At 59.3% G+C, this 25,593-nt stretch carries 19 protein-coding genes; 4 read left to right on the plus strand and 15 right to left on the minus strand.

Annotation, left to right across the window (positions count from 1 at the left end; translation table 11 throughout):
- Window positions 1-59: 59 nt before the first annotated feature.
- The 5 genes from AC5RU7_RS04110 to AC5RU7_RS04130 all read right to left on the minus strand — a co-directional run bounded on the left by AC5RU7_RS04110 (window position 60) and on the right by AC5RU7_RS04130 (window position 8,027).
- Window positions 60-2,213, minus strand: coding sequence for a CBM96 family carbohydrate-binding protein (locus AC5RU7_RS04110; protein WP_494051174.1), 2,154 nt, complete (start codon window positions 2,211-2,213; stop codon window positions 60-62).
- Window positions 2,214-2,369: 156 nt separating this feature from the next.
- Window positions 2,370-3,554 (minus strand): glycoside hydrolase family 16 protein, encoded by a 1,185-nt coding sequence (locus AC5RU7_RS04115; RefSeq protein ID WP_494051175.1) that lies wholly within the window; start codon window positions 3,552-3,554, stop codon window positions 2,370-2,372.
- Window positions 3,555-4,518: 964 nt separating this feature from the next.
- On the minus strand, window positions 4,519-5,172 hold the full coding sequence (locus AC5RU7_RS04120; RefSeq protein WP_494010219.1) for a sugar transferase: 654 nt from the start codon (window positions 5,170-5,172) through the stop codon (window positions 4,519-4,521).
- A 21-nt stretch (window positions 5,173-5,193) separates the two neighbouring features.
- On the minus strand, window positions 5,194-6,327 hold the full coding sequence (locus tag AC5RU7_RS04125) for a DegT/DnrJ/EryC1/StrS family aminotransferase (protein ID WP_494051176.1): 1,134 nt from the start codon (window positions 6,325-6,327) through the stop codon (window positions 5,194-5,196).
- On the minus strand, window positions 6,324-8,027 hold the full coding sequence (locus AC5RU7_RS04130) for a polysaccharide biosynthesis protein (RefSeq protein ID WP_494051177.1): 1,704 nt from the start codon (window positions 8,025-8,027) through the stop codon (window positions 6,324-6,326). Before AC5RU7_RS04130 ends, AC5RU7_RS04125 begins: the two co-directional genes overlap by 4 nt.
- Window positions 8,028-8,607: 580 nt before the next feature.
- Here AC5RU7_RS04130 and AC5RU7_RS04135 point away from each other — a divergent pair.
- Together AC5RU7_RS04135 and AC5RU7_RS04140 are read left to right on the plus strand one after the other, a co-directional pair.
- On the plus strand, window positions 8,608-9,660 hold the full coding sequence (locus AC5RU7_RS04135; RefSeq protein WP_494051178.1) for a GNAT family N-acetyltransferase: 1,053 nt from the start codon (window positions 8,608-8,610) through the stop codon (window positions 9,658-9,660).
- A gap of 165 nt (window positions 9,661-9,825) precedes the next feature.
- Window positions 9,826-10,731, plus strand: a complete 906-nt coding sequence (locus AC5RU7_RS04140) for an acylphosphatase (protein ID WP_494051179.1) — start codon at window positions 9,826-9,828, stop codon at window positions 10,729-10,731.
- Window positions 10,732-10,831: 100 nt separating this feature from the next.
- On the opposite strand, the gene AC5RU7_RS04145 is transcribed toward AC5RU7_RS04140, so the two are convergent.
- Window positions 10,832-10,939: a sugar transferase gene (locus AC5RU7_RS04145; protein ID WP_494010368.1), complete on the minus strand. Its 108-nt coding sequence runs from the start codon at window positions 10,937-10,939 to the stop codon at window positions 10,832-10,834.
- Between the two features lie 20 nt (window positions 10,940-10,959).
- On the opposite strand from AC5RU7_RS04145, the gene AC5RU7_RS04150 reads away from it, so the two are divergent.
- Window positions 10,960-11,559 carry a YdcF family protein gene (locus AC5RU7_RS04150; RefSeq protein ID WP_494010214.1) on the plus strand — a complete coding sequence of 200 codons (600 nt, stop codon included), beginning with the start codon at window positions 10,960-10,962 and terminating at the stop codon, window positions 11,557-11,559.
- Window positions 11,560-11,606: 47 nt separating this feature from the next.
- Here AC5RU7_RS04150 and AC5RU7_RS04155 read toward each other — a convergent pair whose 3' ends face one another.
- Complete coding sequence (locus tag AC5RU7_RS04155) at window positions 11,607-13,208, minus strand: glucosamine inositolphosphorylceramide transferase family protein (protein WP_494051180.1); 1,602 nt, start codon at window positions 13,206-13,208, stop codon at window positions 11,607-11,609.
- 190 nt (window positions 13,209-13,398) lie between these two features.
- Between AC5RU7_RS04155 and AC5RU7_RS04160 the strand changes: the two genes are divergently transcribed.
- Window positions 13,399-14,712 carry an O-antigen ligase family protein gene (locus AC5RU7_RS04160; RefSeq protein WP_494051181.1) on the plus strand — a complete coding sequence of 438 codons (1,314 nt, stop codon included), beginning with the start codon at window positions 13,399-13,401 and terminating at the stop codon, window positions 14,710-14,712.
- Between the two features lie 35 nt (window positions 14,713-14,747).
- Here the strand turns inward: AC5RU7_RS04160 and AC5RU7_RS04165 are convergent, their stop codons facing one another.
- From AC5RU7_RS04165 to AC5RU7_RS04200, 8 genes are all read right to left on the minus strand, one after another.
- Window positions 14,748-15,881: a hypothetical protein gene (locus AC5RU7_RS04165; RefSeq protein WP_494051182.1), complete on the minus strand. Its 1,134-nt coding sequence runs from the start codon at window positions 15,879-15,881 to the stop codon at window positions 14,748-14,750.
- 114 nt (window positions 15,882-15,995) lie between these two features.
- Complete coding sequence (locus AC5RU7_RS04170; protein WP_494051183.1) at window positions 15,996-16,601, minus strand: YveK family protein; 606 nt, start codon at window positions 16,599-16,601, stop codon at window positions 15,996-15,998.
- A gap of 285 nt (window positions 16,602-16,886) precedes the next feature.
- Window positions 16,887-18,413 carry a glycosyl hydrolase family 28-related protein gene (locus AC5RU7_RS04175; RefSeq protein WP_494051184.1) on the minus strand — a complete coding sequence of 509 codons (1,527 nt, stop codon included), beginning with the start codon at window positions 18,411-18,413 and terminating at the stop codon, window positions 16,887-16,889.
- A gap of 268 nt (window positions 18,414-18,681) precedes the next feature.
- The gene (locus AC5RU7_RS04180; protein WP_494051185.1) at window positions 18,682-19,734 is read right to left on the minus strand and encodes a glycosyltransferase; all 1,053 of its coding nucleotides are present in this window, start codon (window positions 19,732-19,734) and stop codon (window positions 18,682-18,684) included.
- Window positions 19,735-19,835: 101 nt separating this feature from the next.
- On the minus strand, window positions 19,836-21,122 hold the full coding sequence (locus AC5RU7_RS04185) for a nucleotide sugar dehydrogenase (protein ID WP_494051186.1): 1,287 nt from the start codon (window positions 21,120-21,122) through the stop codon (window positions 19,836-19,838).
- A 52-nt stretch (window positions 21,123-21,174) separates the two neighbouring features.
- On the minus strand, window positions 21,175-23,142 hold the full coding sequence (gene asnB, locus AC5RU7_RS04190; RefSeq protein ID WP_494051187.1) for an asparagine synthase (glutamine-hydrolyzing): 1,968 nt from the start codon (window positions 23,140-23,142) through the stop codon (window positions 21,175-21,177).
- 55 nt (window positions 23,143-23,197) lie between these two features.
- Window positions 23,198-24,406: a glycosyltransferase family 4 protein gene (locus AC5RU7_RS04195; protein ID WP_494051188.1), complete on the minus strand. Its 1,209-nt coding sequence runs from the start codon at window positions 24,404-24,406 to the stop codon at window positions 23,198-23,200.
- A complete protein-coding gene (locus tag AC5RU7_RS04200) occupies window positions 24,406-25,344 on the minus strand; it encodes an NAD-dependent epimerase/dehydratase family protein (RefSeq protein WP_494051189.1) in 939 nt (312 codons plus the stop codon). The genes AC5RU7_RS04195 and AC5RU7_RS04200 overlap by 1 nt, the downstream gene beginning before the upstream one ends.
- Window positions 25,345-25,593 lie beyond the last annotated feature (249 nt).

The raw sequence follows: 25,593 nt of genomic DNA on the forward strand, positions 1-25,593 counted from the left end.
GTTCGTTCGTCTGGCTCCCGATTGTACCCAGCACTGCTTGGAGATCCGGGGAAGCGCACCTACCGGAGGGTGAGGATCAGCTTGGGTGCGGCTGTGCTGCCGGCCTCCTTCGAGCTCACGGCCAGGCCGTCGGTGCTGCCGGTGTCCACGCCCAGGGTGAGCTGCTGGCCCAACTCACCGGCCAGGTCTGTGGCCGTCAGCGGAATGCTGTAGCCGGTGCTGACCGCCGTGGGGCCGAGCGTGCCGAGGCTGCTGGTGCCGAGCGCGGGACGGTTGGTGTAGGTGATCCCGCTTTCAGTCCAGCTGTCGTCGACGACCTGTTTGACGTTCTGCTTGCCCACTGAGGCATTGTCGCCAACGTTCAGCTGCAGCACCGCGCTCTCCAGCGTCCTGCCCGCATAGGCCGACAGGTCGAACTTGAGATACACAACCTCCACCGGGCTGTTGTCCACCCACAGTGCGGTTTTCTTGCCGTAGTTCGTCCCCGGCCCAAGGCTGGAGACGTAGCTGTCAGCGGTAGTCGTGAGCGTGACGGTCTCCGGTGTTGCGGGGGGCGCGGGAGCCGTTCTGAAAGTCCAGGTCCGGTCCGAGGCCAGCGCGTTACCCGCGGCATCCTTCACTCCGCCGGAACCGCCTTTTATCGTCGCCGTGTACGCCGTATCCGGCGCCAGGTCCGTGGCCGGGTCCAGCGTGGCAACGCTGCCCGTGCTGTTGAACGACACAGCCGCCGGCACCGCCGTCGTCCCCGCTGCCAGCGTGAACGTGTCCGCGGTGACCGTGGACGCGTCCAGCGTTTCCGAGAACTGTCCCGTCACGTTAGCTGTCACTGCCACGCCTGTTGCGTTGGTGGCAGGGGACGTACCCGTCACGGTTGGGGCGGTGGTATCGCCAGTGCCGCCGCCTCCGCCGCCGGCGGGTGGCTCGTAGAAGTGCCAGTACCGGCTGGTGGCGTTGACATCGGCGAGCACAAGCAGTCCGCTGTTGTCGGTGCCCCGCGCCTCGCTGTTGAGGTTCTGCTTGGTGGAGGTCACGTCGTGGGCATACTGGTCGGCATCCATGATGCGGTTGGTCTTTGTGGTGGTGAAGCTGATGTTGTCCAGGGGTGTGGACTTCTCGTAGATCGCGCCTCCCGAGCTGGTGCAGGTACCGGCGTTCGTGGTGCCGGCCGGCTTCGGATACGTGGCGAACGTCCGCAGCTGCTGGGTGCTCTCATCGATCAGGACCATCACCCGGTTGGGGCACTCCGCCACGGTGGCGATCGTGTGCGCGGACCAAGTGGTGCCGTTCAGCGCCAGCAGCTGGATCAGCGGCTGGGACGCCGAGGTGAATGAGGTCTTGATGGCGGCGAACACCCGGCCGCCGGAGGAGTCCAGCCATTTAAGGTTCATGTGGTCGTCACCGCTGCGCAGCCCCGACACCGCCGTCTCGGGAGCGGACCAGTCAGCTTCCGGCGCCCCGTCCACGTGGTGGCTCCAGTACATGCCGTCGGTGGCGTCGCCCACCTGGCGGCTCCACATCACACCGATTTTCCCGTCGAATGCGACCATCGCCGAAATGTCGTCCACTGACACATTGCTCAAGGATGCTGGATGAGGGAACGGGGTCCCCCATGTCTTGCCGTCCGTGCCGGTCACGTTCAGGTAGATCCGGTTGCCCTGCTGCCACGTGGCCCACATCCTGCCCGTGGAGTCCTTATCGATGGTCAGAACCTCGACTTTGGAGTTGTTGATCTGTGAAGAACCCAGCAGTGAATACTTCTTGGCGCTTGAGTCGTAGCTGTAGCGCCGCATGGTCGTTGGGAAGTTCGGCTCGGCCGGCAGTCCGTCGTTGACGAACCGGTAGCTCGCCACATACAACGTGGTCCCATCCCACAGCACGTCATGATGGGTGTTACCCCGCGCGTCCGTCACCACCCCCGTGCTGGCCCATGAGCCCGTCGCGGCGTCGAACCGGAATATGTGGAACTTCGAGCTTGCGGTGTCCCACAGGTTTCCCCACCAGATGCCGTCGTTGAACCACAACCCGCTCGTGGCCCGCTTCGTGCCCGTCGGCACTGACGTCCCCGCATGCGACGGCCCCTCCACCCCGATATCACCTTCGGCAGCCGAGGCCCCGGCCGGAACCGCGAGAATACCGGTTACTGCAAGCAGCAGCACTGACAGGAGTGCATGGAGCCGCAAATACCAGCGCCTGTCCAGATTCACGTCGAACACAATCCACCCTCTTCAGCTAGAGCGTGCCCCCTGCCCAGGGCGATTCCTCACCGTACCAATGGGGCTTCCAGCCGATCACCAGTAGCGCCTACCCGCTTCAGGGGGAGCCGGTACCCGCGGAAAGTGGTTCGATACCCGGATCCGGGCGGACTGCACCTAGTTCCGGGCCCAGATGGCCACCCAGTCAACGTAGACGTGGCCTGCGGTGTCGGGTGCCGGGCAACCGGTCAGGCAAGACTCGGTCTGCAGGAGGTAGCGCATCGGCTTGTCCGGCACCATGGACGTTGCAACGCCGATGGATTTGCCGTCCAGGAAGAATTCGATGCGACCGGGTGTCCATTCGGTGGTTGCCACGTGCCAGTCCGTGAACGGGACCTCGGGGCGGAAGACGTCGAAGGTGTGGTTCCCGTCCGGGCCGATGCCGTGCAGGGCGGCGTAGATGACTTTGGACAGGTCCCCTTCCGGGAAATCGATCTCGCCGTCCTGCGGCCACTGCTTGCTGACGGGCCAGAGCAGCCAGGCCACCTTGTAACCCGGGAGGGAATCGGCTTTGAAGCGTACGGAGTAGCGCCCGTAGAGCTGGCTGTTCCAGGGCGCCTGGGTGGTACCTGCGAATCTCGGGGATGGTGCTGCGCCCATGGAAACACCGTTTTCGGAGTGCAAAAAGAAGTCCAGGACGCCGTCGTGGACGCTGAGAACCTTGGACGGGTAGTACCCGGACGTTCTCGCATCCTTTGGCTGCGTTTTGCCATGGGTGTCCGGCGTGCCGTCCTTGTAGGTCTCGTGCCATCGCGAACCGTAGATGCCGGGAAAACCGCCAATGGGCACGTTTCCGTCCGTGAAGTCATCCACAAAGACCTGCCGCCAGCCGGGCAGGTCGCCCACCGGGACGGACTGGTAGAAGGACGGAAACTCAGGTTTTGGAGCCGGCTGGGAACCGCTGCCGTTTGTCGGCGCCGGGGAGGCGGTTTCGACCGTAGCCGCCGGGGTGCTTGCCTCGGCAGTTGCCTCGGCACTTGGCTCGGCACTTGGCTGCGAGGAACTTGGCTCGGAAGCCTGCTCCGGGGAAGGAGCATCCGTGGTGGGCTGTGCAGACTCAGTCACCTGGGTCGCGGGCTCGCTACTTGGCCCTTCGGAGCTCTGGGTCCGCGGGTTATTTGCTGCAACGCTGAGCGTGCCGATCGTGAGCGCCAGGGAAACGACCATCAGCACGGCCCCGCCGGTCCGCGCACGCTCCTTGACCGTCTGCGTGTGCGACGCTCCATCCTCAGGGACAAGATGCCGGGGCGTCCGGCGACCGCCCATCCAGGCAAAGCGGGAGTTGCGAGGGCTGTCTCCCATGGTGTCCTCCCAGCGTGGTCCGGCCGGGGACTTCTGGCAAGAACGGAGCGCCCCGGCCTCATCCCCTTTTGTTCAGCGTAGGAGGGGCCGCCGCAACAGGTCACGAGTACCGAGTACTCATATTTAGGATTCAACTCTCGCGCAGGTACTTGTTTTCCAGACGACGCGCTCCAGTACGTTCCGCTCGTAATGACGTCAGTCCCGTCTAAATCCGTGCATACGGGCAGCGGCGAGGCTGTGGCTTGCATCGAACTCTGCAATCAGCGGCTTCTTGGCCGGTGCCCACGCTTCAGGTCCATTACTGCTTGGCTGCTGCAAGTAACGCCAAAGGACCAGCCCCGTGCAGGCCATCAACAGCAACCCTGCAACCAACCCCCAACTTCGGGGTACCGGACCTCCCGCCGGCTTCAACTTGAAGTGTGAAGCTGCAACTTTCGGTGCTACATGTCTCCAATGTTCTTGGAGTCGGGGGTAGATGGGTTCCGTTCCGCCTGCTACCTCGTCAGCTAGCTGACGTAACGTCACCTGCAGACGGGGTGAAGCTGTTTCAAGGCCGGCATCTAGCCCGGCCACAACTTTCTGCAGCGCAACCTGAACACCCGGCGTGGCCCATTGCCTACCCTTCGCCAAATGATGAATCAGGTCTTGTGATAGGAGAAACGTCTGCTCCTTGTCAATCACATGCCCTGTTGTATGCACGGGTGCCTCCTATGAACAGCTACGTCAATGGACTACGTCGGGCATTGGTGACCGCTGGAGAGTAGCCGGCTTCGAAATGGAAGCCCTCGCCTCCGATCCGCTTCCACATTAGGACTCCTAACGCAAAGGTCGCCCGAGTAACTAGTACGCGTCTTCAAATCACCCGTTACGGGGCTGGCATGAGCGGACTCGTGAGACCCCCCGCGACCAGGGCGAAGTGGGACGAACACTTTACCCGTCCCGTTGACCAAGCTGGAAATTCCCATCAAAGTTGCTTTGCATTGCCCGTATCAAAATTGCCCGTATCAAAGTCGTCGTTCTCGTCCTGACTCAACGTTTCGACGACGCCCTCAGCTCTGAGAACTTTGAAGATCGTGGCAACCAGTATCTTGGCGTCCAAGAAAGGGCCCACGTCGGAGACGTACTCCAGGTCCTTTTTGATTCGAAGACTCCAGGGCGCCTCGGCCCTGTAAGTTACTTGCGCCAATCCTGTGAGCCCTTGAGGCACCAGAACCCGACGGGCCTGCTCGGGGGTATATCGCGCGTAATGGGCGGGCAGTGCGGGCCGCGGCCCCACGAAACTCATGTCTCCTCGAAGAATGTTCACCAGCTGGGGAAGTTCGTCCAAACTGTATTGTCGCAGTTTCACGCCCAGCGGTGGCACGAGATTCAGTTCCGGCAGAATGGACCCGCCGCCGATCTCCTCCGCATTGTTGATTAGGGTTCGGAATTTTACCATTGTGAAAACTTTGCCAAACTGGCCTATACGGCGTTGGCGAAAGAGAATCGGCCTCCCCATGCGGACGCGTATCAGGATGGCGATTAGTGCCATGAGTGGCGTGAGCGCCACAAGCATGAGTGCGGCCGTGACCCTGTCAAAAAGTGCGCGCCATGCCAAATACGTCTGATGATGATCCACGGGCTTCCCTCCGCTCAAACATCAATTTCGGGATGCTAGGAATGATTGAAGAGCCTCAATAACGCGGGAAAACTCACCAGACGTCAAAGCAGAGCCCGAAGGAAGCGTGAGACCTGTCATAAAATACCGCTCCGACGTACCGTCCACGAAACACTCAGCGTCCGCGAACACAGGTTGGAGGTGCATCGGTTTCCACAGAGGACGTGTTTCGATATTTTCTGCAGTAAGGTAGGCAGCCATATCCTGCGCTGTGAAACCGGCCGCCTCCGGGTCAATTACCACCGACGTGAGCCAACAGTTGTCCTCGTGATCACAGAGAGCCCCAAACAGTTCCGCACCTTTCACCTGTGAGAAGAACTCTCGATAGATTTCGCGACGCCGGCGGCGTATGGACATCATCCCGTCCAGTCGCAGGAGTTGTGCCCGCCCCAAGGCAGCCAAGACGTTGCTCATCCGGTAGTTATAGCCAATGTCCTTATGCTCGTAGTGAGTCACAGGTTGCCTCGCTTGGGTGGCCAAATACCGTACGCGGGATGCGGTCTTGGGGTCTTTGGTCAAAAGCATTCCGCCGCCAGAAGTCGTCATGATTTTGTTGCCGTTGAAGGACAAGGCGGCCATGTCGCCGAATGAGCCGGCAGCCTTCCCACGACGGGTGGCGCCAAATGACTCCGCTGCATCGGAAATCACCGCCATTCCGAACCGTTCAGCAATGCGGTCTATCTCGTCAAAGTTGCAGACCTTACCCAGTAGGTCTACGGGCAGAACCGCCTTGGCGGGACGAACTTCCGCTGCCAGCTTTTCCGCTGCTTCTTCCAATAGCGCCGTACTGATGTTGCCAGATACATCACTGTCAATGAAGTAAGGGCGAGCACCTGTGTAACGGATCGCGTTCGCTGTCGCAGCGAAAGTCATAGTCGAGGTCAGTACTATGTCCCCATGTCCGATGCCCTGGCTCAGCAGGGCCAGATGCAAGGCGGCAGTTCCCGATGCAAGCGCCACACCATAAGGAACTCCAACCCGCTTCGACACCTCGGCTTCAAATTCCTCGACATCCGGGCCCATAGGGGCGACCCATCCCGAACGGAGTGCGTTTAAAACAAACTTCTCTTCCAACTCACCGACATCAGGTGCTGATAGATAGATCCTGGTGTTCATTGTCTGCTCTCAAGGCTGAGTAACCGCAGCATGTCGTCCCTTGCCTGGGCAAGGGCTGGGTCGAAGCAGTTTCCCATTAGATCCTCGGGCGAAAGAGGCGGCACCACGGTATGGCTGATCTTCGGGTGGATCGGCCGTCTGTCCGTTTCGCCCTCCCCTACCAGCTCCTCGTGCAGTTTTTCTCCCTGTCGAAGCCCGGTGATACAGATGCTGATGTGACGGCCGGACTTAGCAATCATCCGTTCAGCTACATCCATAATTCGAACTGGCTCTCCCATATCCAAAATCAGCACTTCCCCTGGACATCCGATCGCGCCCGCCTGCACCACCAGCTGGCATGCCTCCGGAATAGTCATGAAGTAACGTGTTACGTCCGGGTGAGTTATGGTCAACGGACCTCCTGCCTCAATTTGTAGTTTGAAGGTAGGAAGCATAGAACCGCGGCTGCCGATGACGTTGCCAAACCGTACGGACAAATAGGACTTCTCTGTATCAGCGGCAAACCAAGCTGTTAACCGTTCTCCCAAGCGCTTCGAATAACCTAGGACACTCGTTGGGTTTGCCGCCTTGTCAGTAGAGATATTCACGAAGTTTTGAACGCCCGCTGCCTTGGCTGCACGCAGGACATGAAGCGTTCCGAGCACATTTGTTTGCCATGCTTCGTTCGGGTATTGCTCCAGCATGGGCAGGTGCTTAAGCGCAGCGGCGTGGAACACTATGTCCGGGCGTCTTTTCATGAAAATGTCTTCGATTGTGCACGCATCGCGAATATCGGCAAGCACAACATCGTCCGTGTCGAGTAGCCCGTGTCCAGAGATGGAAATTTGGGTGCCCTGCAAATTTGTCTCATCCCGGTCGAGCATGATGAGCTCAGAGGGTGCGAACCGCGTAATCTCCCGGCAGAGTTCAGATCCGATCGACCCACCCGCACCAGTGACCAGGACGCGTTTGTTAGCGATGAATCCAGCTATGGAAGCCAGTTCGGTGTCAACAGGCTGCCGGCCAATGAGGTCGGCTATGGATACGTCCCGAAGGTCCTTCAGCCCTGTACGGCCTTCAAGGACATCGGCGAGTAGGGGCAGAACAAGCAACCGAAGGCCTGCTTCATCCGCGGCATCTGAAACTTCGCGGAGTAGCTCGGCGTCCGCCCGGGCGATCGCAAAGATGAGTACTTCCGCTCCGCTGGCCCCTGCTACCCGGGCCAGATCCTCGCGGCGGCCCAGAACTGGTACCCCTTCCAGCCGGAAATTCCGGAGTCGGAAATTGTCATCTATGATGCCCACGGGACGGTAAGGCGAATACTTGTCCTCGTTCATCTGCCGTATGACGTGTTGCCCCAAATGGCCCGCTCCGTAGACCAGGGTGGGAGTGGCAGTTGCACCCGGACGGAGACGCCGCTCGCTAAGCGCTCGATGCGTTAGACGCACTCCTGCCATCAGAACAGCAGCAACGAGCAACGCAATGCAGGGTGCGCTTCGAGGGAAATGGTCTGACGCGGGAACGAAAAGCCGACCAATCGTCAAAATGGCGCCGACACTGGTCACCACCAACATGAGGTTCAAAGCATCGTGCCGGGAACCATACGGATGAAGATATCTGTAAAGGCCGAGGACCCACCCAAGCAGTGCCTGCAGGACAACCGCAAACGATATCGCTATACCGAGAATTACAGGATCAATCCTTGCAGCATCGAAATCCAATCGGATCAGTGTGCCAACAGGAAGTGCGGCGGCCCAGACACCGCTGTCCACCAGAAACTCTCGCCACCGAAAGACCCGATCCGGCGTTGAAGTAGTATCCGCGCCGCTCGCCCGGGCTGCATCAAACTTGCGCCGTCGCGCCAAGCCAAAGTTGGATCCCGGATGGGGTAACCGGACACCGCTGAAGTGTCCAATCACCGCAGGCCCCAAGAATTAGTAATCCAACGCTGCCGCACACCCACAAAGCCGCTATAGCGCGCACACTCTGAGCTCGCAGGTACAAAAGCTGCCTGACGAAACCTCATGTGAAAACGCTAAATCCGAGAGGCCAGCGGAGAACACAGTAGAGACTACTCGATTTAGAAACCATGGCTACCCGGAAAGACCGCACATTCGGGGCCATTGTTTTTTCGGCATCGCCTTGGCGCCGAGGGCGGCAGTGGTTAACAAAGGAAGGCAGCACAATTCCCTCTAGAGAGATGCTGTCCGTTCGCGCAGCCATTGTGTAGCGGAGCGGGCAACGCTAACATACTGGCGGGGAGGGTCTGGTCTCGCTTGACGAGCGCGAAGGGCCCATTACATGACCTCCTCCGCCCCCACCACCCCCGTAGCGTCCAGGCGGTTCATCCATGTAGTAGACGCCGCGGTTTGGGACTCACACATCGCCCGACTGGGTATCAGGGACACCTACAGCTGCGCTGCATACCACCGAGCGGCGGCCCTGATCGAACCGGAAGGCACCAAGCCAGTCCTGCTGGCTTACGAGGACGAGCGCGGCGAAGTGGCGCTTCCGCTGTTGTTGCGTCCGCTACCGGGGGGTCACGGGTGGGATGCCACCAGCGCGTACGGCTATGGGGGTCCGATCGGCCGGGGAGCCCCGGACTTGAACGCCTTCGGCGCCGCCGTAGACGCGTGGGCCCACGAGCAAGGAGTCGTGTCCACGTTCCTCCGACTGCACCCGCTTCTCGGCAACGGAAGGCTCGTGCCGCCAACTGCCGAGCTGTTCGACGTCGCGTCCACCGTGGCATGGGACCTGTCGCCAGGCCGGGACCTGCGGCGAAACCTGCACTCGGATCAACGTAGATCAGTGCGGAAGGCGGAGAATGCGGGTCTCACAATCACCATAGCAACCCACCCAACGAGCCTGGACGGCTTCCGGGACCTGTACGTCGCCACGATGCGGCGCCAACAGGCAGCGGACTTCTTCTTCTTCCCTGACGCGTACTGGCGGGCGCTGCTCACTGACGACCAATTCCTGGTACCGCTGCTGGTCGAAGGTCGGCTGGCGGATCGTCTGGTCAGCGCACTGCTGTGCTTTGCGGCAGAGCCCTGGCTTCACGCGCACCTCTCGGCCGGAGACGACGTGGCGCGAGCGATTGGCGCCTCCGCTGCCTGCTATCTTGCAGCTGCGGAATGGGCGCAGGCGAGTGGACTGACCAGCTTCCACTTGGGTGGTGGACTCGGTGGAAACACCACTTCTCCGCTTTATGCTTTCAAGCAGCGCTTCGACCCTTCCAGCCCGCCACGGCTGTTCCAAGTTGCAAAGTTGGTCCACGACCGTGATCGGTACCGGAAGCTCGCCGGGACAGACGCCACCGACGGGTTCTTTCCTCCATGGCGCCGCCCACAGTAGCCCCTCCGCGCTGACCCAAAGTAGCTCATCAACCAACGGCGTCAACCCTATCCATGCGAAAAGCCCCAGAGTAGGCTTGCCCGCACCACACTGAAGAAGCCCGAAAGTGGAGGACCCATGTCAGCCAAGCACCCGACTTCCCGGCGCGCCGTTTACAGTGCTGGCATGAGGCTCTTGTGGCCGATATACGAGCGGGCCGGAAGCGCATACCTGGCCGGCCGGGAAAGGGCCTCGGCCCTGGACCTGACCGAGCGCCTGCTGGCGGCAGGCTCGGCGGCAACCCTCGGATACTGGCCGCACCAAGGGGAGCCGGCCGCACAGGTGGCGGCTGAGGAGCGCTCCACCCTCAAGGCCCTCAGCCAACTGGGCGCCGTTGGAGATCGGGCTGATCTTTCACTGAAGGCCGCACGGCTTGGGTTCGACGCCGACGTCGTACGCCAACTGGCGAGGCTGGCCATGGAACAAAACACGCGGCTCGTCTTTGACTCGCATTCCCCCGCCGAAGCTGACCGTACCTTGGCGTTGGCCAGAGTCTCTCGTAGTGAAGGGGCATTGACCGGGGTAGTCCTGCCCGCACGCTGGCAACGAAGTATCGACGACGCGGTCATGGCATCCGAATGCAATATCTCGGTGCGTGTAGTAAAGGGCCAGTGGCGGGACGATATCCCCGGCGGCAGGGTAGACACTGAGTCCGCGCTGCGCTCATGGTACTTACGCCTGATTGACCGGCTGGACGGGCTCAACGTGCGCACCGCTGTGGCTACCCACGATGTCGTCCTGCTAGAAAAAGCTCTCGCCCGCCCGACGGCCACGGGCGCGCCGCGAGAGGTGGAGCTGCTGCTCGGCCTACCCGTCCGGCGGGCACTGGAGGTGGCCCTACAAGCGGGCGCGGCGACCCGGTTCTACGTGAGTTTCGGCTACCCGGGACTGCCGTACCCCTTCCGGGCTGTCCTCATGCGCCCGAGGCTGGCCCGGCTGCTTGCCCAAGGAATCATTCTGGGGGGCCGCAACCAGGTAATCCAGCGCAACGCCGCCCTCCAACGAGACTCATCATCCGCTACGGCTCCTTGAAAGAAGCCAAAGGATGGCGTGTAAACGTACCTCCATGGATGGAGCAACATGGAGCTTTAGAGCAACGTGACCATTTGGATGCGGAGACTCCATGGCGCGCCTAATGGACGGGCAGGGCTGGCCGCGGACCGACACAACTCATATCTGCCCGGAGTACATTCACCAGTTGAGGAAGGACTTTAGGCGCGAACCCGGCAGGGGCATATATCCGTGCGTACTATTGCCACTATGGATTCCTCACTGACCGCAGGGGAAGGCCATCTCCCGTCAGGAAGAGCCCACGGTCGCCGAAGACACCGAGTTCGGAACAGCTTTATCGCCACCCTCGTGTGCTGCGACGTCTTCCTGGTCGCATGGGTAATTGCCGGGGCTTTCCTATTTGCAAATCCGGCAGTCGATCAAGCCACGGAATCGGACGCCGTCATAGTCTTGGCGCCAGCGGCTGGCACAGGCCGACTGGATTACGCGTTAGGTCTCATGTCCGAAGGCTACAGTGAGACACTCGTTGTTTCGGCGCCGGACGATGAGAGCAGCATCTGCGGAGCAGATCGGCCTTATAGAATCGTGTGCTTCAGCCCAGATCCAGTGACCACGCAAGGAGAAGCCAGGGCTATCCAGGAGTTGAGCGAAGAAAACGGGTGGAAGAAAATCACAGTTGTAACAGACGACTCCCACGTCACAAGGGCTCGGATCCTAATCGCAAGGTGTTACTCCCAAGAGCTCAACATGTCCGCTTCCAGGCGAGAGCTCTCACCCTCCGGCTGGGCCTTTCGGTTTCTCTACGAGAGCGCCGCACTCGTAACAGTTGTCCTCAATCCCTCGTGCTGAGCCCGTGACCTGACAGGCTGTAGGTTCCGTCAACGGCGTGCCGGATGCTAGTCTGCCGATTTCCGCTTCAACCGTGCCAGAAATCTTCTCACCCCGGCTAGCGGCGAGAAGCAATCCCGATACCAGTCGAAAACCATCCGGCCATTGTCAAAGTTGAGCGTGTGGGGTCCCTTCCGGTCCGGAAAGCGGATCTCACCGATCGGTGTCTCGCTATAATCGCGGTCGCTGAGCGCCGTCACTTCGAAGGCGAAGATGCCGTTGCCATAATCGCCGAGAAAGCTCTGGCCGAAACGGATCAAACGCTCGCCATCCCGCACCAAAGCCCCGGCCATGCGGGCGCCCCGCGGGCTGATTCGCAAAGGGCTCTTGGGGTGCGGCACGAACATGCCCCCGATATCGTCGGCCGACCAGAGGAGGAGACTGTTGGTTCCGACAGTCTCGGTATTGCCGAACAGGTAGATCCGACCGCCATGTTCCAGCAGCGTGGGATCGGCGACGCGGTGGCTTCCTTCGACCCGAATCGGGAACGCCTCGGTCATTCCCGAAGGGCTCATGCGATAGGCCTTCAGTTCCGACCATTGCGCGATTTCCGGGACGATCAGCTCTTCGCCGCCGGCTCGAAACCGTGCCGGATAGGAAAAATGGCCGCCGTCGGGCGATACCCGTCGATGCTGGTCGCCGGCGACCAGCACGATCTCGCCGAGCGCGTTCTTTCGGCTGAGCGCTTCCACCAGGATGCCCGGCGGATCCCGGATAAAGAAGGGATCCGCGTAGAAGAGATAGTTGCTGGGGATCGGAAGCGTCTGCCAGGTTGCCGCTTCCGGAAAGGCACTCGCCACCAATGCCGCTGCCGGTTTTGCGGACGCGTGCGACACCTGCCAATGTTTTTCGAACATCGCGCCGTAGGCGGCGCGTCTGAGAAACGCGGCCGCCATTCCTGCCACGAACTTCAGCACCTGCCCGTTGGAGGGGAGGCGGTAATTTTTGCCCTGCGATGTCTTGGGCAGAGTTTCACCGGCAAGAGCGTTGGCGATGGCGGGATTGATGAGCAGCGGCGAATGGCGGTAGGCCTCGATCAGTGAGCGCCGGTAGGAATGCGGCTGGAGCTTGGTCTCGGCGAAGGCGACGACTTTGCCCGCATCAAGCTCATTGCTCAGCACCTGCAGGATCTGTCCCATCGTCTGCCGGCCGTGCAGCATCTCCCAGAAGCCCGCCGGACGGCCGCGATATTCGTCCGGATCGCCATGGTGGTAGGACAGGATCGGCGTCCTCAGCCGATCCTTGGGGGGAACCGTGAGCAGGCCCATGCCGAGCTTTATGATCACGTCGAACCCCGAGGCATCGAGCTCGGCGATCAATTCGTCCGGAAGCTCCTGCCACGTGCCGCGATAGCGGGATTCGAACGCCTTCTCGTAAACGATGCGCTTGTTGCACCCACGCAGGGAGACCACCCGCGTCATCGGGTTTCGGATCGAGACCAGGTTCAGCAGGTACCAACCGAGGTGCTTCCACGGCCGCCGCTTCGGCTTCGTGTTGGTGCAGGAGAAGACCGCGATTTCCTCACAGCCTTCGAGCGCGTTAACAGCCTCCAGCCCAAATAGGGGAACGAGCGCGAAATCGGTGAGGACCGCGATCTTAAACTTCTGCATAACGCACCTACCCATTCCGCTATTTCGGCCTCGACTTCTAGAAGTCCGTTCAGCGCTTGAGCCTTACCTCATCGTGGAACGTTATCGGCGCTGGGAGGGACGAGGCCACCGCAGTGGCTACTCGAGTTTTGAACGTCCTATACCTGCACCAGGACAAGTAGCCAGTAAGACTGGTACCTATCATTGGTTCATGACCGAGAAGAAACCCGCCGGCGCGGCACTCATGCGGTTCGTAGCAGCGGCGTCTTTCGCATACATACTGTTGATGCCGGTGTCGCAGGGACTTCTGCTCGTAGGAGTTTTCGCCGTGATGGTCACAGCCGCGCTCATGACGAGCCTGGTTCAGCGGAAAATCCTGACCTTGCCCGTCATGGGGGTGGCGTTCTTCACTCTCCTGCTGGGGATTCTTGGGCTCCTGGTCGGGGCGGAAAATCCGGGTCTGGTCAATTCAGCCGGCGTGTATGTTATCGCCCCGATGGTCTACTTCGTAAGCATCGCTGCTCTCGGCCACTCCTCCCTCAAGGCACTCCTCACTACATGCGCAGTCATGACGGTGATAGCCGGCACCTACATTCTTGTGTATGTGGGCGGCGAGTTGGGCGTGATTCCGCAGGTCATCCCGGACATAGTCCTCGAACTTACCGGGGCAGGATTTGGTAGAACGGGCGACGCGACAGAGATCCGCTTTTACGGTCTTTCAACGCTCGTCGCCTCCGCGCCGATGTGGCTGGCATCACTCTTGGTAAAACGCGACGACTTGTTACCAAGGATGTCCCTGCGTGCGGCTGCAGCAACGGCTGGAATCGCGGGAGCCATGGTGGGTGGGCGCCGTGCAATCATCGTGGTCTTGGTGCTGATTCCTTTGGTTGCTTGGGTAGTGAAGCGCAGCACCATGCGCCGAGGTCCCCTGACTGTATCTCCCCTTAAAGCGCTGGGGGCGATGGCTGCGCTTATCGCCGTTATTTTTGCTTCGCCGGCCATACTTGCCCACCCGCTCGTAGTCAATACTTGGGGTGCGGTCGTATCCCTCTTCTCAGGCGAGTCGTCGGATGTAAGCACCAGCCAGACGGAACGCAACGAGCAAGCCGACCAGCTCTTGAGGGCATGGTCGCAGTCGCCTATCTGGGGACACGGTTTAGGGGCTGTCATCCCCGGCTACTCGCGAAGCGATACACAGCCTTGGCAGTTTGAGCTGCAGTATCACGTACTCCTTATGCAGACGGGCGTGATAGGTGTGCTCCTGGTCCTAACAATCGCCGTATTCGTGGTGGCCGCGATCCGAAGGGCAGCCGGCCTCCGCCCGGATATGCTCCCCACGCTGACTGTCACTCTCTGCGCTGGCATTGCAATGCTCATCGCCAACGCCTCAAATCCCTACCTCCAGGCACCCGCACATCTGTGGGCGATTTTCCTGCCCCTCGCAGTCATAAACGTCATGCTCCGCGACCCTGCTTCTCGAGACGTCGAAAAGACCCTCCTGCCCCAACCTTCGACCTTGAAATAAGGCGCCGCCTGCCACGTACCGGAACTACCGCAGATTCAGTTAGGCGCCAACATGAGCGACACCCACGTAGTTGAAGAAACCAGGGTGGCTCCGACGAATCCCCAGATCGCACCCGGCAACCCAAAGAGCGCTGCGCCGAGTAATGGGCACCCGACAACGAGGACGGTTTGAACAAATCGGCCAGCACGAATTCTCTTCGCGGGCGAGTGCGCCCTGTTCAGCAAGTAGTAGAAATGGCCCAAAAAATTGCTAAAGACAAAAATTGAACAGGGCACGGCAAACACGGTCAGCGCCTCAAGTGTTCCTTGGACCAGATCAAAGCGGTCCAGTGACAGAAGTACGACGAAACAGGCAATCGACATCACCAGCCCAGACCCGAGGACTCCCAGCAGCAATTTCAGTCCAGTCCGACGTGCGTCCCCCATATGTGCCAGGAGTGGCCTAATCGGTTCGAGGACAAGCTGCACGGGTGACGCGACGCTGGAAACGCCGCGATAAATTCCAAACCCTTGAGCGCCCAAGCCAGGCAGTAGCAGCAGTGGACCGATGATCGCTCCACAATCCATGAGAAGTGAATCCGACAACAGCATACGGATCGTGCCCCACCTAAGCCTGCACCAACCCAAAAGTGCCCTGAACGGATTCGATAAGAGAGGGGGTGAGATACTGATGCTTGCTATGCCGGCGATAAGCCAAGCAACAGAGTGCGACGTCAGGTTGATTACCCCGATCGCCATAGCGCCAAATAATGGCGCTAGGAAAAATAGGAGGTTGCAAACCTCTGCCCAAAGCACCGACGCAGCACCGAACGTGAGCGACCGGAAAAAGCGCGCACCGAGGCGATAAACCCCCAGCGCTATGGCGCCGGAAGCCGACAGTGCAGAGAGAATGTCCGGATATATAAACAAGGACACGCCAAGCGCAGTAACAGCAACGAGAGACGAAAAGCCAACAAGAACCGACGAAAATTCCGCCCAAGTAATGCGGTCCCCTACTGCCCGCAGGAAAGTATCACAAATGACGGACAGGCAGACCGACCAGCCAAACGCGAAAACTGCGTAGAGGAACGCAAATACCCCGAACTCGTGGACCGGGAGCAGCAAAAGCGCCGCCACTGTTGGCGCAATACTTGACAAGGCGCCGAGGCCAGCAGACAGAAGTACCTGCACCCTAACTGCCAATACCCACCTTCTCAGCCGATCTCAACTCGTTTGAACCTTGACGTGGTTGGAACCACTTCGGTAGCCAGGATCGCAAGGATGTCTTTGACGGCCCGCTCCACATCAGCTTGGCTTCAAGTTCCTGCCATCAAGCACCTCGCGAAAAAATACATAGCCAAGTCCGAAAAGAAGTCCCAAAAGAACCCCCAGGACAAGATTGACGGGCACGTTCGGGGATGACGGGGAACTGGGGGCCGTGGCCTCCTCAAAAACGTTGAGGCTCACAAAGCTCACGTCTTCGACTGCATACACACCCGTGATAACTTGCTTCACCGAGGTATTTGCAATCCTGACAGCCTGTTGGGGGTCCGGGTCGGTGGCAGTTACCTCAATAAGGACAGTCCCTGCAGGCGAAGTGGCCGAGACTCTGCCTTCGAGTGATTTCGCTCCTTCGGTCAGGTTTAGTTCCCGGGCAACTGCCTCGAGCACCCTGTCGCTCGTTGCCAGGCTCACGTATGACTTGATCCGCGCTTCTGCAAATGCATTGCCCTGGTACAGTTCAGACGCCGAAGTCCCTGCCTTTACGGTAACGAAAATTTGGCTCTTGGCTTCGTATAACGGGGTTTGCAAGAACGTGTATGCCGAGGCCAGCCCCAACCCAATGAGGGTGAAGGCTACAATTGCTAACCAGCGTAGCCGTATGACACGTAGGTAGTCTCTCAACTCCATTAGTTTCCCAGCCCTGTCCGCTACGAAGGCAGCTTATGTCAACCAACCCCTGAGACGCTCGCCACGCCCATTTCCCATTGAAGCATGCCACGTTGCCGTAACAACAGTGACAGCCGATCTGGTCGCGGGGACACCTATTTGCCTGTCAACATACACCACAAGTATTAGAAGAAAACGGCGATGCAAAAGCCATCGACAGACTTCCGGCTGAAAGTGCTGTGGTGACAAACGACGTCCGTGTTTTCAAGGCAGAAACACAATCTCTATACCATCGACGTGCCCTAGCTAAGTCCCGGGACCTGGCCCATCAATCGGGAAACCGATGTTTCCAACGAAACTGTTCGTTGATGGAGTGGTAGTGCCAGCGCCAAAGCTTACGAGCCGGCTAACGTTCCTGCCGACGTTGTTCCGCACAATCAGCGCCGAGGTGGGGCCGGTGCCGGCAACCAGGATGAATGCGTTTTGCGCCGCCCCTTTTTTTGTGATGCTGTTGTCATCTATAGTTACCCGGTCGCCCACATTGAAGTTGATGACATAGCCGGGAGTTGTGCCACACTCCACAAAGACGTTGTTCGAGATGTTGATGTCTTTTACCGTGCTGGTGTTGTCGTAGCCCATTAGGACAATTTCGCCGGGCCACGAGTGAAAGCTGTTGCCATCGATCCGGACGCCGCGCAAGCCTTCTATGACGAACGCGGGGCCAGTGTTGGCCGCGTCGGGGGCGCTGATTATGTTGTCGCGGACGTTGATGTCGATGTAGGGGTCACTGTCCGTAGCGGCGTGGTTGTGCCAATGAAAGTAGAACGCAGCAGCCTTCGAACCTGAAAAAGTGTTCCCCGCAATTTCCCAGCGCTTCGATGTGAAAGTCGGCGGCACCAGCGAAGCGCCCACATCTGCCATGTAGCCGCCGCAGTCCCTGAAAGTGTTGTTGACGATTCGGATGTCGTTGCAGATTGCGGTGGTGTCGAATGCGTTCGGTTCCACGTCGACAGCACCGGGCATGTTTGGGCTTGTAAGCCGCGTGAAGGTGTTTCCCTCAATGAGGACGTCCTCACCGGCAATGACAGTTACACCGTTCCGTCCGGCGTAGTTCACGCCGTCGAACAGGTTGTTAAGGATGCGCACGTTGCGGTTACGAACCCCGGTGTCCGTTCCGCCAACGGCAGTGCGGGCGATGTTGATAGCGTCGCCCTGCATATTGAGGAACTGACAATTGCTCACAACAAGTCCATCGACGGCGGACATGTGCAAGAGTGCCTGATTCTCGCTAAGCGTCCCGGCACCCTTGAACACGAGATCCCTGAAGGTAATGCTGCTGTCATTCACAGACGGGTTGGCGGTCAGGTTCCAACCGATCAGTGGATCCACCGCGCCAGCGCCCGCCCGGTTGTACAGCAAGGTTGAGGCCCCTTGGACGCCTCGGAAAGTGACGTTTGACTTTCCCGTACCCACAATCCTGCGGCACAGGTAAGTTCCGGGGGGAAAGTAGACGGTAGAGCCAGGACCAGCGGCGTTCAGAGCAGCCTGAATCGATTCCGTGTCGTCGGTCGCTCCGCCGCCTGTGGCGCCGTAGTCCATGACGTTGAGGACGAGTTCGCCCCCGCCCACGGGCCCGTCATCAGCGTCGTCGCCGGTCAGGGAACCATTGAGTTGGGCGGCAAGGCCAGCCACGGAGACGACGGCGAGGGCGGCGGCTCCGGCAAGGACTATGCGGCGGGGAAGCTTTGACGAGGGATCGGGTGCTGAAGTGCTGGGACGCATCCTATTCTCCTTTGGCATACCACACAGGGGGAACGCGGCTGCAAAGGACATACCTGGCAATGGGATGGCGCTTCAAGCCTTGCCCCCGGCGTGTGAAGGATGTCCGGGATACGAAGATAGGTCCCTTGTCATGCTTCATTATCGAGTATGGCTAATGCTTGCGCACCCCTAACTTGATGCTTGCGCACCCCTAACTTGAGATGCTTGCCTGAGTCGCCAGCCGGGTAGGCCACAAGACGCTGCTCGCCCTCCGGGGGAAGATGTTATTCGCGCTGATCAGGAGCCCGCCGTGGTTTTCGCCGAGGGGCCCTTGAAGCGGCTAAATGCCCGTCGAGCTCCGCCAGACTTCCGACCAGCGATCAAAACTGTACTCCTTGCTGATAACGTCCCGCGCGCGCCGCCCCAACTGTGCCCGGTCCGCATCCGAGGACGCTATGAGGTCTCGGAGAGACCGCTCCCATTCCTGTGTGGTAGTCGCGGAAGGCCCACCCGTGGCTTCCAAAACTGCGCGGTTCGCTCCCACCGGACTTGCAACGGCCGGAAGGCCTGCCGCCCCGTACTGAAGCAGCTTGTACGCGCATTTACCTCGCGAGTATAAGGAGTTATCCAGCGGCATAATGCCTATGTCCGCTTGCGCCAGGACAGAGCCGAAGGTCTGCGACGACCAGTTGACCCGTTCCACAATTTGATCCAGTTCACCAAGCGACCTAGCTCCTGCACTGACTATGCGAAGGCGTATGCTTCTTTCCTTATGGATCGCCAGTAGGGGCTGAGTTAGCTGCTGCAAGTAGCGCTCGGTTGCCGGTGTTCCCATCCACACCAAGGTCGGGACCTCCGCCAATGCATAGTCAGATTTCGGGACATAGTCTGCCGGATTCACACAACTCGGAATAACGACGACATCATTGCGAAGCTTCGCTGCATGTTCAGCTAAATATTCGTTGCCAGCGATGACCACGTCGGCTGATCTCATAGCAGCAGACCACACCTTGGCTTTGCTCCAAAGTCTCTTAAGCCCACGCGGGTTAGTGTCAAAGACCGCGTCGTCAAAGTCATAAATACTACGACTTGCACCCGACAACAGAGCAAATTCGAGTCTTCCATTGCTGAATGGCGATGCCTCCCGACTCATGAATAGGGTCGACTTCGATACTTCCCTGGCGAGACGCCGCAAATCCGACTCGGCACGGAGCAGTTTTGGCAGCCCGCGCACAATCGTTCTCAACCCGTTTTCGCTGCCGCCCAAGTAATCGTGATGAACGGCACTAATATCTAGGAATTCAACCCATTCATGGATTCGAACTCTTGCACTACTACCGGTGACCCCGTAAGTGGTAACAGTAACGAGAGGGTTTTCTTCGCTTATTGCCAAGGGACTTTCCCCTCATATTGCGTAGGCGCGGAATGAATGGCGCATGCTCGCCGGAGCGACGTTGATTTCCCTGTCGCATAACGCGTGAATCCCGTCGGCATTCACAATGCCTCGATGTGATCGGCAAATAGCTTGTTCTTGGTATCGAGCACAGGAAGACAAGGAGAGGCTAACAACGCTAAGTCAAGATCATCGTGATCAGTAACGAGGACAGCGATGTCTGCCGTTGAGATCACAGCCTCATCCAGGGTCGCTCTCGTGACTCCTGGGGGCCAGCGGTGAGCCTCGATGTGGTCATCCACAGCGATGAGGCGGGCACCCGCGTCCAAAAGGAGCTCGATGAGGCGGAGCGAAGGGGCCTCGCGAATGTCGCCGGTATTCTTCTTGTAAGCCAATCCAAGGAGCAGAATAGTGGACCCAGAAATGGAGCGCTGTTCCCTATTAAGCATCAGCATCAGTCGCTGGACTACGTAGTCCGGCATATGGTCATTGACGTCATTGGCAAGTTCGACAAATCGAAAGTTCTGTCCCAGTTTGCGGCGGACCTGCCAGGATAAATAGCTGGGGTCCACCGGCAGGCAATGTCCACCAACGCCAGGACCGGGAGTGAACTTCATGAATCCGAACGGCTTTGACGACGCTGCTTCGATGGACTCCCATATGTTCACGCCGAGCTGGTGCGCGTAAATGGCCAGCTCGTTTACCAAGGCAATGTTTACGTGCCTGAAGGTGTTTTCCAGAAGCTTTGTCAGCTCGGCTTCTTTTGTGCCGCTGACGGGCACCGTCTGATTGACGAGCCTTCCATAGAAAGCCTCCACTCTTTTCAAGGATTCGGCATTGATGCCGGAAACCACCTTTGGCGTTTCGACGAAGCCCCAGACTTTATTGCCCGGATCGATCCGTTCCGGGCTATAGCCGACGTAGAAGTCTTTCCCTGCTTTCAGACCAGAGCCCTCCTCCAATATCGGCACGAGAAGCTCCTCCGTCGTGCCTGGATACGTCGTGGACTCGAGAACTACTGTGGCACCTGCCCTTACGTGAACGGCCAATGAACGCGCGGATTCCTCAATGAATGTCAAGTCTGGAAGCCTCTCACGCAGAGGCGTAGGAACACTGATCACCGCAATGTCAAAGTCTGCAGCGTCGCGATAGCTCGTAGTTGCCAGATAACGGCCCGACGTGAGTGCTGCATGCAAGGTTTCTTGATCGATATCATCCACGTACGATCTACCCGCCAACAACTCATCGATTCGGCGCTTGTCAATGTCCACCCCGACGACGTCGTAACCCACTTCCGCCGCGCGGATGGCCACAGGCAAACCTACGTAGCCCTGACCGACGATAACGACTTTTTCCTGCTCGTGAGACATCGGCGAGTTTCCCTTCATTTCTGAATTATCGGCGCATCAGCGGTGGTTGCAACATTTTCTGGAGTGCACTCTAGTGGCTGGTCAATTCCTGCTCTTCCAGCCAGGCCTGAAACATGAGGATGGTCCACAACTGGTGCTGGCGGTTGCGCTTGCCGCCGAGGTGGTCCGACCACATTCCCCTGACTATCTCGGGGCGAAAGTATCCTTCCCGTCGCAGTCGTTCCTCGTTCAGCAGGAGCTCGGCCCAGTCGCGAAGAGGGCCCCTGAGCCAGCTGTCAAGGGGAAAATCAAACCCCATCTTGGGACGTTCTATAAGGCTTTTAGGGACATGCCGGTAAAGCACCTGCCGGAGCAACCATTTTCCTTCTCCCGCTCTCACTTTCTTATCCAAGGGCATACGCCAGGCAAGCTCAATAACTGACGGGTCCAACATTGGCACCCGCGATTCGAGGCTCACAGCCATGGCCGCCCGATCGACTTTCACCAGAATGTCGTCAGTCAAATAAGTCAGGGTGTCCATCGCCATCATCCACTCCACGAAGCCTGAGGTCTCAGGCCATTGCCGTGGATCGGTCATAATCGTCGGCGGCTCGACACCCCCCAGAACCACGCTAGCGGGATCATCCCAGTGGCTGGTGAGCTGGCGGTAGAAGTTGGTCTCACTGGCGGTATCCAGCACTCCGGCTAACTTGTGGGCTTTATCGCCCGGGGCGTTCAGATGCAGCCGTTTGGGCAGTAACTTGCTGGAGGTTTCAAAAAGGGAGTCCCACGCGTGGGGCGGCACCGCCATAAGCCCCGCGGCAGCAACCCTCCGGAGTGGCGCAGGGAATTTGGCGACCCTGGACCAGACCGCGCGAGCGTCCAGATAACGGTTGTAACCGCCGAACACTTCGTCCCCGCCGTCGCCAGTTAGCGCCACCTTCACTTCCTTGCTGGCAAGCCTGCTGACCAAGAACGTCGGAATTTGTGAGCTGTCGGCGAATGGTTCGCAGTACATGGTAGGCAGGGCCGGGATAACGTTCAGCCCATCCGCGGGCTGCAAAATGAGCTCCGTGTGGTCGGTTCCCAAATGCCGGGCCACGGCCTTGGCATGTGCGGATTCGTCGTAGTGCGAGCTGGACGAGCCGATGGTGAATGTTTTGACGGGCTGCGACGCTGAGGCCTGCATGAGCGCAACAACCGTGCTGCTATCCACTCCTCCGCTCAAAAACGCTCCCAGGGCCACGTCGGCCACCATCTGCCGACGCACGCTGGCCCCCAGAACGCGTTCTAAAGCGTCCGCTGCCTCGGCGTCACTGCCAGCGAATGGCTCCAGCCGGCCCTGATCGACAGGTTCCCTTAACTGCCAGTATGGAACCGGTTCGGGCGACAACCCCCCATTCAGAGCGGCCCGCGTCAAAGTAAAATAATGGCCTGGGCGAAGCTTATGTACGCCCTTGAAAATTGAATGGGGAGCAGGGATGCAGTCATGCCGAAGCAGGAGGCATAAGGAGTCTCGACTAACCTCGTTTTCGAAAGCGGGGTGAGCCTTTAGCGCCTTCAACTCTGAACCAAAAAGAAATGCCCCTCTTTGCCAACCGAAGTAGAGAGGTTTCTCCCCGAATCGATCGCGTGCCAGCGTTAAAGCACCGTTTGCTCTGTCCCAGAGGGCGAGGGCGAACATGCCCTCGCAGGCCTTTAGTGTCCGCTCAATTCCCCAAGCGGCAAAGCACTCGAGAATCGTTTCCGTGTCCGAGTGGCCTCGCCAAGCAATAGGCTTCTGTGCGTCCAAGGCGGTGCGCAAATCAGCATGGTTATAGATCTCGCCGTTGAACACTATTACGAAGTCTCCATCAGCTGAGACCATGGGTTGGGCCCCTGCGTCGCTAAGGTCCAAGATGGACAGCCTTTGATGCCCCAGTGCGACGCCAACCGCCTCATCCACCCAGACTCCGCTATCGTCCGGGCCCCGGTGACGGATCCGCGCGATCATTGCTGCTGCCACGTCAGCCCGCGGTTGGACTGGGTATCTTTCGTAGAATCCGCTGATTCCGCACATCGGTGCCCTAACCCTGCCTGTCTATGTACTCGATTGCGATCGGAGCCTTTAATAGTCAGCGTGCCTCAGTGATAGTCACCGCCTCGGAATTGTGTCCTTGATGCAGCGACTGGGCATAAAACTCCTCCAGAAGACCCCAGACAAGAGGCCGGCGATAATGGTCGTGAGCCCGTTGCCTGGCGGCTTCTCCCATCCTCCTCCTTAGACCTGGATCTTCGACCAACATGGCCAGGCCGTCAGCCAGCATTACTGCCGAGTCGCGGGGAACCACAAGCCCGGTGTGACCGTCCACAACCGAGTCGACCGCACCGGTGGCATCCGTTGTCACCGTCGGGACGCCGGTAGCGGATGCTTCCAAAACCACGTTCGGGAATCCTTCCCGACGGGTCGGTAAACACAGCAGGTCCATGAGGCGGTAGAAGGGTGCAGCATCGAGAACTTGGCCGGTCTGAATCAACCGGCCGCTGCGCTCCAGCTCTTTCATAATGGCGGGAGCGGCGGAACCGTCAATTATTCCGACGACCAGTAACTGGTGGTCTATCCCCCTGTTGTGCAACATCTCCCGGGCCCTGGCCAGGTGCCTCAGGCCCTTGTCCTCGTTCAACCGGCCAACAAATCCTATAACCGGCACGTCCGGGGCGAGTCCGAGCTCGGCAGCAAGGTCGTGGCTGGCCTGGCAATCACGGTGCTCGAGATCATGGTTTGCAGGCTTAAAGTGCGAAAGATCTACGCCGTTGGAGCTTCCTGCGCCCAGCACGACGATCTTCTCGGGCCGCACCATGCCAAGCCCGACGGCCCGCGCACGCAGACTCGGACTTACGGCCAATGCCCTGTGCGCGGTAGCGAACGCCAGTTTCTCCAGGATCATGAGCACCCGGAATTTGGCCCCAGTAGCAGTTTCCAACGGAAGGCCGCGCAGCAGGTAAATCCGGTCGGGGACCCGGGTCAGCCATGCCGCAATTCCGCCGAGGAGACCGGCCTTCGGAGTTCCCACAGACGTAACGTCAGGCCGGAGACGCAGCAAGAGAAGGACCCACCGGCCTAAGGCTGCGAGGTCCGCAATAGGCGCTGGCCTTCGTGCCATCTCGATGCGATGGCACGTGACTCCTGGCGCGTCATCGAGCTCGTCCAGCAGCGGGCCGGGCGAGCAGACAACATGGACGTCCCAACCGCGGCTGGACAGATATTGCGGAAACCCCTCCATGAGCTTGAGGGACATGTCGGCTGTAATTCCCAGCACGATCCTGCGTTTGCGCGGCTTCACTAGCACACCTGCTTGTCCCGAAACCATTGAAGGGTACTGGCCAGACCCTCGTCCAGACCCACGGGAGTAATTGATGGAAAGAGTTCTCTGACCCGCAAACCGTCGGCTTGCGAGGCGCGGACATCACCGGCTCTTGACTCAACGTGTTGCACGTCAATCCTGCGGCCCAGGGCTGCTTCGATTCGTCCAATCAAATCCAGGAGCGTGGTGTTCGTTCCAAAGGCAAGGTTGACCGGATCCAGGGAGCAGATGCCTCGCCGGAAGGCGTCGTAAATGGTCGCGCATACCGTCTTGACATAGGTGAAGTCCCGGGACTGCAGCCCGTCCCCGTGCACAGTGACCGGCTGGCCGTTGATCGCTGCGTCCAGGAAGCGCGGTATGACTGCCGCATAGTCGTGGTCCGCCGGTTGCCTTGGCCCGAAGACATTGAAGAAACGGAACGCCAGGGTCCGCATCCCATAGGAGTGGCCGTAGGCGATCGTGTAGCCCTCGGTTGCCTGCTTACTCACTGCGTAGGGGCTCATGGGCCGGGTCCAGTCGAACTCGGACTTGGGGAGCGCTTTATTGCTGCCATACACCGAACTTGAGGACGCCACAATTACGTGGGCAGTCCGCATTTCTCGAGCGGCTTCGAGTACGTTGAGGGTGCCGGTGGCGTTCGCGTCATGACTGGGCCGGGGCGCACCGATGGAACGTGGGACACTTCCAATCGCCGCCAGATGAATGACGGCGTCGACTCCGCTCACGACCTCACGGAGCAGCTCGTAGTCAAGGATGGATCCTTTCGTAAAGGCAACATCGAGGCCATGAAGGTTCTCGATTCTGCCGGTACTTAAATCATCAATGACCCGCAGCTCGATATCAGGGTTTTCATGATTGAAGTAGGCCACGAGATTAGAACCAATGAAGCCTGCCCCGCCGGTTATTAGAACCTTCAACAAAACTCCTCAGAAGATCACGTCGCCGTCTCGTTCTGGCCGAAAGGTTGCCGTGATCGTACCTCCGCGCTAGCAGGGAAACAATGAATCCAGGCAGACCTTGATCCGAAATTGTTTTGCGGGGAATTTCCGGTTTCGTGGTCATTAGGTGAGCGAGTGCGGGGGCACGTAGGCGATATGTACGACGACGGCGCGCCCCGCCGTCGTAATTCCTCCTAGTCACCTCAAGGCGAAGTTCAGTTCCGGGCT

The organism is Arthrobacter sp. K410C, from assembly GCF_059090105.1.